Genomic DNA, 11,949 nt, shown 5'->3' on the forward strand with positions numbered 1-11,949 from the left:
GTAATTTCAGTTATCGCAGACCTTGCAGGTCAGTGTTCTGTGTTCAAAGGCGGTATTAATTTTTACAGGATGAATGCCCCATCTCCCGCGCATATTCATCAGAATATAAGTAGATCCTGCCTGTTATCAGCATCCTTCCCTGTTCCACTGCAATAAAAAACCCCGCAGATGCGGGGGTACTCGAATCATTTAAATATCCCTTTCCTTAGTTACTGTTGGCAATTTTTGAAGGAGCCGCACTGTGTGCATAGTAATCATCTGCATCATCAATACGACCGGCACCAATAAAATGGGTGATATAATAGGTTTCGTATAAATCACTGATGGTTACGCCGCGGCTTGTAGATGCATGAACAAACTTATTGTTACCAAGGTACATTCCTACATGAGATACGCCCCCGGTTGTATTAAAAAACACCAGGTCTCCCTCCCTCAGTTCGGTAGTGGAAATTTTGCGTACCCTGCCGTATTGCTCGCGTGCTGTCCTGGGCAGTTCAATCCCATAAGTTCCTCTATACATTTCACGTGTAAAAGCGCTGCAATCAATTCCGTTTTTTGTAGTGCCTCCGTATACATAGCGGGTACCATACCAGTTATCCATTGTTGCCAGTAATTCATTGGATATGGAATTGGGCAACACATTTAAAATAGCAGCGTACTTCTTCTGCAATTCAGTTGCAGGAAGCGTTCTGGGCATCACTACTGCATGCACTGCTTTAATATCTCTCACCTCTGAGGAAGCAATGGTTCTTTCAATACGCTCCATGCGGGTATCACTTTTTGAATTCCCCGGCGTAATGGTAACCTGTGCCATATAAGCCTGTTTTGCCGCTGCAGGCGTTTGCTGGGCAGCAGAAGCAGTATTTGTATTCTTTTTATCGGCTGATCCAAAAAATTTAGCAGTGGTTGAACAGCTAGCCATCAAAACCATCACACTAAAGCCAGTCAATATAAATCTCAAAATGTTGCTTTTAAAATTAATTAAAAATCAGAAATAATTGCCATTCAGGTAAAACCCCGTCTAACATCTAAACAGAAACGAAAAATGTTAAAGTTTATTGCATTTTTGTTTAATATTTTTATTTCATATATATAATTAACTTGTATTAAATAATTTACAAACATCAGTTTGTTATAAAATTTAATATATGCTACTTATACAGGAAACGATCGTTCGTATCTAAACTTCTCCCCTTTTCTGTTGTTACCCTTACCGGATGTGCATAAAAAGTACATGCCTGTTTTGAATTTTTGTAGCATTTTAGCACTATGAAATTTTCCCATTTACACGTTCATACCCAATATTCTTTGCTGGATGGAGCTGCCCCCATCAGTTCCCTGTATAAAAAAGCTATTGCAGACGGAATGCCGGCGCTGGCTATCAGTGATCATGGTAATATGTTTGGTGTCTTCCAGTTTGTGGCAGAAGCGTATAAGCACCTGGATGAAAATGGCAAGCCAAAAGTAAAACCGGTGGTGGGCTGTGAGTTTTACATTGTAGAGAACCGCCATGAAAAAACATTTACCAAAGAAAAAAAAGACAGGCGTTATCACCAGATACTCCTGGCCAAAAACGAAACCGGCTACAAAAACCTGGTTAAGCTTACCTCCCTGGGTTTTATTGAAGGACTGTATGGAAAATATCCCCGTATTGACAAGGAACTGATCCTGCAATATCATGAAGGGCTGATTGCAACCACCTGCTGCCTGGGAGCCTCCGTTCCGCAGGCCATCCTGCGTAAAGGAGAAACGGAAGGTGAACAGGAGTTTAAATGGTGGCTGGATCTTTTCGGGGAAGACTTTTATGTAGAACTGCAGCGGCATGGCATTGGCGATCAGGATAAAGTAAACCAGGTGCTGCTGAAATGGGCCGCCAAATACAATGTGCCCATCATCGCCAGTAACGATTCCCATTACGTAGAGCAGGATGATTTTAATGCGCACGATATCCTGCTCTGTATCAATACCGGCGAAAAGCAATCGACCCCAGCCTTCCGGGGCGATTTTGCAGATGATGACGTGAACATGAAAAACATGCGGTTCGCTTTTGCAAACGACCAGTTCTACTTTAAGAATACGGAAGAAATGAGCAAATTGTTCCAGGACATCCCGGCAGCAATTGATAATACAAACGCTATTGTAGATAAGATCGAATTACTGGACTTAAAGCGCAACATCCTGCTGCCCAACTTTCCCATTCCGGACGATTACAAAAAATATACGGAGGACGAAAAAACGGATAAAGGTATTGTTTCTGCCGATTCCCTGAACCAATGGGAATATCTGCGGCATCTGACTTATGAAGGCGCACAGAAAAAATACGGGGTCATTACCGATGAAGTAAAAGAACGGCTGGATTTTGAATTATTCACCATTAAAACAATGGGCTTTGCAGGTTATTTCCTTATTGTAAGCGACTTTATAAAAGCGGGAAGGGATAATGGCGTGTTTATTGGCCCCGGGCGTGGCTCCGCTGCAGGTTCTGTAGTAGCTTATTGTATTGGCATTACGAATATAGACCCGATAAAATACGACCTGCTGTTTGAACGCTTCCTGAACCCGGACCGTAAATCCATGCCGGATATTGATACGGATTTTGATGATGAAGGCCGCCAGAAAGTGATAGACTATGTGGTACAGAAATATGGTAAGAACCAGGTAGCCCAGATCATTACGTATGGCACCATGGCCGCCAAAATGAGTATTAAAGACGTAGCGCGCGTAATGGATCTTCCCCTGGCAGAATCAAACGCCCTGGCAAAACTGGTTCCGGAAAAACCAGGCATTTCCCTTAAACGGGTGCTGCACGCCCCCATTCAGCCAAAGGCCGGGGAAAAATCGCTTATAGAAAAAGAAGGGTTAGGTGCAGACGATATTGAAAATGTAAAAAAGATCCGCGAAATATATAATGGCAGCGACCTGCAAAGTAAAGTATTGCATGAGGCTGAGATCCTGGAAGGTTCCGTAAGGAATACCGGCATCCACGCCGCAGGGATTATTATTGCTCCCAAAGATCTCACAGAGCTGCTGCCGGTAAGCACTGCAAAAGATTCAGACCTGTGGGTAACGCAGATCGAGGGTAGTGTGATTGAAGAAGCAGGTGTTATCAAAATGGACTTCCTGGGCTTAAAAACGCTCACCATTATTAAGGATGCATTAAAACTCATAAAACAGAACCATGGTATTGATATTGATATTGACAGCATACCGCTGGACGATGAAAAAACTTACGAGCTTTACCAGAAAGGAGAAACCAATGCCACTTTCCAGTTTGAAAGTGCCGGAATGCAGAAATACCTGCGCGAGCTGAAGCCCGACCGTTTTGGCGACCTGATTGCTATGAACGCCCTGTACCGCCCCGGCCCTATGGCTTATATTCCGCAATACGTTGATCGTAAACATGGCCGCGAAGAAGTTACTTATGATCTTCCTGAAATGGAAGAATATCTGAAAGATACCTATGGTATTACTGTATACCAGGAACAGGTGATGCTGCTGAGCCAGAAACTTGCCGGATTTAGTAAAGGAGATGCAGATGTATTGCGCAAGGCAATGGGGAAAAAGCAGAAAGCCGTACTGGACAAAATGAAAAAGCAATTTGTGGAAGGAGCCGCAAAAAAGGGCCATCCCGCAGAAATCCTGGAAAAGATATGGACCGACTGGGAAGCTTTTGCCCAATATGCATTCAATAAATCGCACTCCACCTGTTATGCCTTTGTAGCTTATCAAACCGCTTATTTAAAGGCGCACTATCCCAGCGAGTACATGGCCGGGGTGCTGAACAACGCCGGTTCGCTGGAAAAGATCACTTTCTTTATGGAAGAATGTAAACGCATGGGATTGCCTGTACTGGGGCCGGATATTAATGAATCGCAAAAAGGTTTTGCGGTAAATAAAAAAGGAGAAATCCGCTTTGGGTTAGGAGGCCTAAAAGGCGTAGGTGAAGCTGCGGTGGAAAGCCTGATCAAAGAAAGAGAAGAAAACGGGAATTATACATCCATCTTTGACATGATCAAGCGGGTGAACCAGCGTACCGTAAATAAGAAAACCCTGGAAAGCCTGGCGTATGCAGGTGCCTTTGATTGTTTTAAAGACCTGCATCGTGCACAGTATTTTTATGTACCGCAGGGAGATACTACCAACGGACTGGAAAAAATTATAAAATACGGGCAGATCTGCTCTGCCCAGGCGCAAACAAGCACCAATACGCTTTTTGGCGACCTGGCGGAAGTTATGGAGGTGCAGGTACCGAAGATTCCTGACTGTGCCCCCTGGCCGCTGGTGGTGCAGTTAGACTATGAGAAGCAGGTAACAGGAATCTTCATCAGCGGGCATCCCCTGGACGATTACCGGTTTGAAATGGAGCACTATGGCATCTCCAAAATTGCTTTCCTGAACGATTACAGGAACGGGGAAAAAGAAAAAATAAGCTCTGCTGTCAGCTTCAAGATTATGGGGCTGGTATCGGATGCACAGCACCGTATTTCCCGGTCCGGTAATAAATTCGGCAGCTTCATCATTGAAGATTACAGCGGAAAGCTGGACCTGGTGCTGTTTTCAGAAGATTATATGAAATATGCGCCTATGCTGCAGCTGGGTGCCACCGTTTACATAACCGGTTATTTCAAACAACGGTTCAATGGTGAATACGACTTCAAAATAGCTTCATTATGCCTTGCGGAAAGCGTTATCAAAAATCAAACAAAGAAATTGACTATTGAGCTGCCGGTGGAAGAGATCACAAAAGAAACGGTCCAGTTTATTCAAACAAATATTAAAACGCATAAAGGTCCCAGCATGCTGAAACTTTCTATTAAGGATAAAACGGAAGATATACAGGTAGATCTTATGACACAGGGAAAAGGGTTTGAAATGAACACGGAGCTGATCGAATACCTCTCCAAACAAATTAACTGGAATGTAGCAGTAGAACTGAACTGATGTCCTATCAAACAAAGTTTTGGTTTGCAAACGCCTGATATCTGGTGTGAGGCCCCGCGGCTAAAAAAAGACGCTGCCGGCATCCGGGATAATCCAACATTCAATTTTACCGGGTCACTTAAAATTATTTCAATATCAGTACCACCTGATGCACATTCTGGTAAATACCTTCGGAAATGCTTCTGTTGGCCAGGTAATAAAGAAAACTATGTTTGCCCGGCAGGGCTATGATCAGGTCTGCTTTGTTAGATGCCGTAAAGGAAAGAATACCCTTGATAATATTCCTATCAAAAGAATAATAAACACTGTACGGGATATCCGTTAAATATTGCTGTATATGCTCCTCCCACTCTTTCTTTTTACTATCTGTCACCTCCGTATCTCCCTTCGTATTTACATTTAAAATCACCAACCGGGCATCTTCCTGTTTAAGTATGGATCTAAACCTGGAAAGCCTGTCCAGGTTTGTAATACGGCTCACATCACAGGGAATAAGTACCTTTTTAACAGGCTTATAGTCATATCCGCTGGGAACAATTAAGGTTTTGACAGGGCTTGTTCTGGCAATGCCTATAATATTGGCAGAAACAACGCTATTATTAGAAACGGCTTTATCATCACTGCCCAAAACAATCAGCTCAACAGTTGCGTCATTTTTTACCAGATCAATAGTGCTCCGCAAAAGCGATAGCCCGCTTACGGTTGTCGTAACTTTCATATCAGGAGCCTTTTCAACTATCAGGCTGCGCAGATGCTCTAATAATATTTCTGTATTTTCCTGCTGGCTGTTTACGCTTTCTTCATTAACAAAGGCATAACCATCGGCAATGGTTACATAGTCAAACATAGATTCATAAGAAGTCTTTAAAAGCACAATATGGTCATATCCATACTGTATGCCCCATTCAGCAGCAAACTTTACTGCATTTTCAGAGGTTGACGTAGCATCAACCGGTACAAGTATTGTTCTCATTTTGTAAGATATTAATCTTTACAATCTCACATTCAGTTGAGATTGGTAATCATTTTTTTTACAAGGAAAAGCGCGTTCCTTATTTCTTCTTCACTTAAATCACCAGCCGCCTGTTCGTACAGTTCCAATGCCCAGGGAAATATGATTTTCCTTTTTTGCTTTCCCTTTTGGGTAAGAAAGATCTGCTTATTCCTTCTGTCTTCTTTATTTGCCACCCGTTCTACCAAACCCCGTTTTACCAGGTTGTTAATTAAATAAGTGATGCTTGATTTGTCTTTGCTTACAATGCTCCCTATCTCCTGCTGGTTAATGCCGTCATTACGCCAAAGAAGCCCTATAATTTCCAGCAGCTCAAAAGAAAGGTCCGGGTCATGTTCGTTGATCTTTGCCTGAATTTTCTGACGCAAACGACTTTTCATTTCGTTCATAGCCCACCCCAATTCAAGCGCAAGCTCAGAAATCGTATAGGATTGTACAGCCATTTTACCAGGTATTGCATCCATTTATTAATTCGATAAAAAACAGGTCAGGATTACAACCCTGATCAGGGAATCATTTTTGTTTACGCCTGCCTTTTATCCTCCTCTTTCCTGTAAAGATAATTAAATTAGTTTGAATTTAAACTATTTAAATAGATACTGTCCTGAGAATTGTTATAAAATTGTCTTATTTATTGTTTCAATTCCATATTCTCACTTGTCCCACTAAATTTGTGGACAATTTAAAACTCAAAACAATTATGAAGCAAACAATCTCTATCCTGACCCTTGCAGTATGTTTAGCTGCCTGCGGAGGAGCATCCAGCGACCAGGCTAAAACCGAAGAACAAAAAGAAGCCTCAGTGGCTACCGGCAACACCTATGTTATTGACACCGCCATTACCACTGTTGAATGGAGGGCCACACATAAAGGAGGCTTTGCTCCCCGTTTTGGTACAATCAGCGTTAATGACGGTACGCTTTCCGTAGAGAATGGCACTGTTACCGCAGGTAATTTTGTAGCAAATCTGGCGGCGTTAAAAGTAGACACAGCTTCTGTTACAGAACCCGATAAAAAAGCGGCAGATCTGGAAACCCATTTAAAAAGCCCGGACTTTTTTGATGCAGCCAGATACCCCACTGCAAAATTTGTAATTACTAAAGTGGCCCCTTACGACAGTACACAGCAAAAGAGCCTGCTGCCCGGTGCCACCAACCTGATCAGCGGCAACCTTACTTTAAAGGACAGTACCCTGAATATTACATTTCCTGCGCAGATCACCGTTACTGGTCAGGAGGTAACCGCACATGCAAAATTCACTATTGACCGCAGTGCCTGGGGTATCCATTACAAAACAGAAGGAAGTCCGGAAAACTGGGCCATCAGTAAAGATGTTGAAATCGGGTTTAACCTGAAGGCTGTAAAACAATAGACAGCAGGAAAAAAATAGCGGGAACCAGATCTTAAATCATTATTTATTATCCGCCTCGCATAACATAATATTTCATTTCTGCTATCTTTCGCATAAAGAGGTTGTCCCAGATAAAACCGGGACAACCTCTTTTTTTCAGATCAATGCGCTGAAACAGCTTTTAATCCTATAATAGAACCGATCAGGGTTGTAATAAAAAACAACCTCCAGAAAGTAGCCGGCTCCTTAAATATAAGAATGCCCATTAAAGCAGCCCCTACCGCTCCGATCCCTGTCCACACGGCATAGGCCGTTCCGATAGGCAGCGTCTGGATGGCTTTCATCAGAAGCAGCATGCTTGCCGTAACCGAAACAAAAAAACCGGCATACCATCCGTATGCCGCAGCCCCTGAAGCATCTTTAGCTTTTCCCAGGCAGGAAGTAAATGCCACTTCAAATACTCCTGCAATAATTAAAATGATCCAGTTCATGGTTGTACTACTTTCTGCAAAGAAAAGTATTAATAAAATAAAATTTTTTAAATGATAAATATCTCTGAGGGCGTTTAAACCTTATTCTCAACCAATGCGGTTGTTATGCGGATACTGCCACAAAAAAAGAGGCTGTCAATAAAGACAACCTCTTTACTATCAGAAAAGACCGGATTATTCTGCTTTACCAGAATTTTCCTGATCCAGTTTCTTTCTAATATCTGCCAGAGCGCTCAGATCACCCAGTGTAGCTTTTTCAACTTTATTTTGAATATTCTTCACTGCTTTTTTAGTCTTTTCAGCTTCAGCCCTTGCTTCTTTCTTCACTGCTTCTTTCTCATCATACGCAGCCTGTTCCCAAACACGCGCATGGGATAAAACAATGCGTTTTTCGTTACGATCAAATTCTATAACCATAAAGGGAGCAGTTTCATCCAGGCTCACAGATTTTCCATCCTGTGTAGCCAGGTGACGGTTGGGAGCAAACCCTTCCAAACCGTAGGGCAATTGTACGGTAGCGCCTTTGTCGTCCCTGCGTACAATGGTTCCTTCATGCACACTGCCAATAGCAAAAGTGTCCTGAAGGGTGTTCCAGGGATCTTCTTCCAGTTGTTTGTGCCCCAGCTGTAATTTGCGGTTCTCTTTATCAATCCCCAGGATGATCACATCAATCTTATCGCCTACTTTAGTATACTCATTAGGATGATTGAAGCGTTTCAACCAGCTCAGGTCGCTGATATGGATCATACCGCCAATACCAGGCGCCAGTTCCACAAACACACCATAATTGGTAATATTTTTCACCTCACCGGTATGCTTGCTGCCTTCTGCAAATCTTGTTTCTATATCGCTCCATGGGTCTTCTGTTAACTGCTTAATAGAAAGGCTCATTTTGCGGGTATCTTTATCAAGCGTTACGATCTTGGCTTCATGCTCATCGCCCAGCTTAAAGAAGTCTTTTGCATTTACAGGAGTGTTTGCCCATGTAATTTCACTTACGTGCACCAGGCCTTCCACACCAGGGGTAATTTCCAGGAATGCACCATAGTCTTCAATATTCACCACCTTACCTTTTACGGTATTACCTTCTACAATTCCTTCCGGCAATACATCCCATGGGTGCGGTGTTAATTGTTTCAGACCAAGGCTGATGCGTTTCTTTTCATCGTCAAAATCCAGTACCACCACGTTCACCTTCTGGTCAATCTTCAGTACTTCATTCGGATGAGAGATCCGTCCCCAGGAAATATCAGTGATATATAACAGGCCATCCAGTCCGCCCAGGTCCATGAACGCACCAAAGTCCGTGATGTTCTTAACCGTACCTTCCAGTACCTGGCCTTTTTCCAGTTTACCGATGATCTCTGCACGTTGTGCTTCAATATCGCTTTCAATAAGCGCTTTGTGAGATACAACAGCGTTCTTAATGGTTTCGTTGATCTTCACCACTTTAAACTCCATTGTTTTTCCAACAAACTGGTCGTAGTCGGTAACAGGTTTCACATCGATCTGAGAGCCAGGCAGGAAGGTTTCCATCCCAAACACATCCACGATCAGGCCGCCCTTGGTTTTTGAAGTAACCAACCCGGTAACTACTTCTCCTGTTTTGTTCACTTCCACGATCTTTTCCCATGCACGGGTAGTGCGGGCCTGTTTGCGGCTCAGGTTCAGATGACCGTCCCTGTCTTCTTTCTCTACAATCATCACTTCCACTTCATCACCCACTTTTAAACCGGGAAGATCGCGGAATTCGTTCAAAGAGATCAGGCCATCGCTTTTAAAGCCAATGTTCAGCACCACGTCTGTTTTAGTGATCCCTACAACAGTTCCGTTAATGAGCTCACCGTCGTTCAGTTGTACAAAAGTGTTTTCATATACTTTGTCATACTTTTCTTTTTCTTCTTTTGAGTAAGAAGAAACGTTCCGTTTGTCCACACTCCAGTCAAAATCATCGTGTGCGCTCTCCTGTTCAGCAGGCGGGGCTTCAACTGTTGCGGGTGTTTCAGCAGGTTTTGCATCTTCTACAGGTGCAGTGGTTATCGCTGTAGATGCTTCTTCCACCGGCTCTCCGGCAGTGCCCGCATTCTCCTGTGCATCAGCGTTTAATTGTTTAACAAATAAATTTTCAAACATAAATAAATCCGAAGGGTTTTAAATTCGGACTGCAAAGTTACGTAATTTCACAGGAATTGCCTAATCTGTTTATCACCTCTAATCCGTTGATTTTCATTAAGTCAGCACAATTACTACTATCGGCATCCTTGCCACGCTCGCTTGTACTGCAGTACCTGCATCCGCTTTTTTGGCGGAACTGGTATGCTTATCTAATACCAAAGTATGGAACAGGAGAGAAATGCTGGTTGAATGCCCCGACGGCATATCATTAGATTTGGACGTAACACTTCTTGTGATCAAAGATATCGGGCAGTGGTACGTTAAAGTCTGATACACATGCATTACATTAGACATGATAATAAGGAACAGGTTCTGCATCTTTTAATCCTGTTAATGCTTCTTGCAAGCTGCAATTTCATAGCAGGAAAATAAAAAAGACAGATTTCACAATCTTTACGGACAACGGATAACCGGCAGCTGACTGGTAATTTACGGCTTCAGTTTTCCGGAGGTTTTGTAACAGGGCTTACAGTTTCTGAACTCAGCAGTCCCGTTTTCAAAAAAGGCAAATTATGGCCCGGGGTTTGAAGAATAAATTTCAGTTTTAGTGCTTAACTTCAACAAATATTAACCGGTTTTAGTTGCCGGCTGACGTATTTCGGTTACTGCCCGGCCCTGCTAGCAGCAAATATGCGGGCGGAGCCATAAAAACAAACAATAACGCTTGTTCTATTATTACTGATTTTGAAAATCAAGAATACAGAAATGAAAACAGATAATACAAGAGTTTATAAAATGTCATTTGCAGGTGTTTATCCGCATTATATCACAAAGGCAGAAAAGAAAGGCCGGACAAAAGCCGAAGTAGATGAAATTATATTTTGGCTTACAGGATATAATGCACAAACATTGCAGGAGCACCTTGATCATAAAACCAATTTTGAAGATTTTTTTGGACAGGCGCCGCAAATCAATCCCAATGCCTCAAAAATCACAGGTGTAATTTGCGGCTATCGCGTTGAAGAAATAGAAGACACGCTGATGCGGCAGATCCGCTATTTAGATAAAATGATTGACGAACTGGCAAAAGGCAAAGCCATGGAAAAGATTTTAAGGAAATAAACCGGCAACCGGAATGTCTGCTTTGCTATAAGAGGCAAACAATCATACCGCACTTTTCGGGCAATCTGCTTCTGATAAGGAGGAAATACTAAAAATGACTGGCTCATATGGACAATATTGCCATTTTACAGAGAACTCCAGAAACGTCTGTAACTTTAATCAGCATAAGCCAAACGATATACAAAACACACTTAGATCGTTAAAGTGCTATTCCAACCCTGCAAATGAAGCAAACAACCTTTATAATAATTTTTATCAAAAGCGGGCAGGTTGTTCAGTTAGGCCTTATCAACCGGATAGGGAAAAGAACAACGCCGCTAATAAATTTTAGCTTACACAAAAGCTGACGGGAATATTACGCATAACCCCCATTGAAGTGAACACAGGTTATACCCGTTGAACATTCCGCCTTTGCATTTCTCATTTATTATTTTACATTTCTCCACTCAGGTACCCTTTTTCTTTACCCTGCTTGGCGCATTTTCGTACCACTTCCGGTCATATTTTACAAAAAAGGAAAGCCAGATGCTCCTTGACATACGCATGAGCACCGGCTGAATGCAAATGAGGAACACTGCATTAAAAGCCAGCCAGTAAAGCCACCGGTCATCATTAATACCAAGCCCGATAAAGACCCACCATGCTACCAGCGTAGCCACGCTAAGCGCCACGCTTAATGCATAACTGACATAGCCGGCTCCAAAATAAAACCCGGTTTCCAGCTCAAAGGGCTGTTTACATACCGGGCATTCCTTATACATCCGCATTGTGGTTTTCAGTTTGTACGGATTGTTTACCTCAAACATATGACCTCTCCGGCAACGCGGACATTTTGAGGCCACCACATTCATATACCCCGGCACACGGTCTTTATCAGCATCTGTTGTTGCTATATTTCTTACTGTTTCCATGATCTG

At 42.7% G+C, this 11,949-nt stretch carries 9 protein-coding genes; 3 read left to right on the forward strand and 6 right to left on the reverse strand.

Features of this window, described 5'->3' with window-relative positions; translation table 11 throughout:
• Positions 1–205: 205 nt before the first annotated feature.
• Entirely contained in the window at positions 206–961 is a 756-nt protein-coding gene (locus A8C56_RS14300; protein WP_245645486.1) for a C40 family peptidase, read from the reverse strand.
• Positions 962–1,269: 308 nt separating this feature from the next.
• Between A8C56_RS14300 and dnaE the strand changes: the two genes are divergently transcribed.
• Positions 1,270–4,941, forward strand: coding sequence for a DNA polymerase III subunit alpha (gene dnaE / locus A8C56_RS14305; protein WP_067757327.1), 3,672 nt, complete (start codon positions 1,270–1,272; stop codon positions 4,939–4,941).
• Positions 4,942–5,065: 124 nt separating this feature from the next.
• On the opposite strand, the gene A8C56_RS14310 is transcribed toward dnaE, so the two are convergent.
• Together A8C56_RS14310 and A8C56_RS14315 are read right to left on the reverse strand one after the other, a co-directional pair.
• Complete coding sequence (locus A8C56_RS14310; protein ID WP_067757329.1) at positions 5,066–5,914, reverse strand: universal stress protein; 849 nt, start codon at positions 5,912–5,914, stop codon at positions 5,066–5,068.
• Between the two features lie 32 nt (positions 5,915–5,946).
• Positions 5,947–6,417 carry a MarR family winged helix-turn-helix transcriptional regulator gene (locus A8C56_RS14315; protein ID WP_245645488.1) on the reverse strand — a complete coding sequence of 157 codons (471 nt, stop codon included), beginning with the start codon at positions 6,415–6,417 and terminating at the stop codon, positions 5,947–5,949.
• 236 nt (positions 6,418–6,653) lie between these two features.
• Between A8C56_RS14315 and A8C56_RS14320 the strand changes: the two genes are divergently transcribed.
• Positions 6,654–7,325 (forward strand): YceI family protein, encoded by a 672-nt coding sequence (locus tag A8C56_RS14320; RefSeq protein ID WP_067762063.1) that lies wholly within the window; start codon positions 6,654–6,656, stop codon positions 7,323–7,325.
• A 140-nt stretch (positions 7,326–7,465) separates the two neighbouring features.
• On the opposite strand, the gene A8C56_RS14325 is transcribed toward A8C56_RS14320, so the two are convergent.
• Together A8C56_RS14325 and rpsA are read right to left on the reverse strand one after the other, a co-directional pair.
• On the reverse strand, positions 7,466–7,795 hold the full coding sequence (locus A8C56_RS14325; RefSeq protein WP_067757332.1) for a DMT family transporter: 330 nt from the start codon (positions 7,793–7,795) through the stop codon (positions 7,466–7,468).
• Positions 7,796–7,969: 174 nt separating this feature from the next.
• Positions 7,970–9,928, reverse strand: a complete 1,959-nt coding sequence (gene rpsA / locus A8C56_RS14330) for a 30S ribosomal protein S1 (protein WP_067757335.1) — start codon at positions 9,926–9,928, stop codon at positions 7,970–7,972.
• A gap of 747 nt (positions 9,929–10,675) precedes the next feature.
• On the opposite strand from rpsA, the gene A8C56_RS14340 reads away from it, so the two are divergent.
• Positions 10,676–11,032 (forward strand): DUF2200 domain-containing protein, encoded by a 357-nt coding sequence (locus tag A8C56_RS14340; protein ID WP_067757341.1) that lies wholly within the window; start codon positions 10,676–10,678, stop codon positions 11,030–11,032.
• Between the two features lie 446 nt (positions 11,033–11,478).
• Here A8C56_RS14340 and A8C56_RS14345 read toward each other — a convergent pair whose 3' ends face one another.
• Positions 11,479–11,943: a DUF983 domain-containing protein gene (locus tag A8C56_RS14345; RefSeq protein ID WP_067757343.1), complete on the reverse strand. Its 465-nt coding sequence runs from the start codon at positions 11,941–11,943 to the stop codon at positions 11,479–11,481.
• Positions 11,944–11,949: the final 6 nt, after the last annotated feature.

The sequence above is a fragment of the Niabella ginsenosidivorans genome (genome assembly GCF_001654455.1).
GTDB classification, from domain to species: domain Bacteria; phylum Bacteroidota; class Bacteroidia; order Chitinophagales; family Chitinophagaceae; genus Niabella; species Niabella ginsenosidivorans.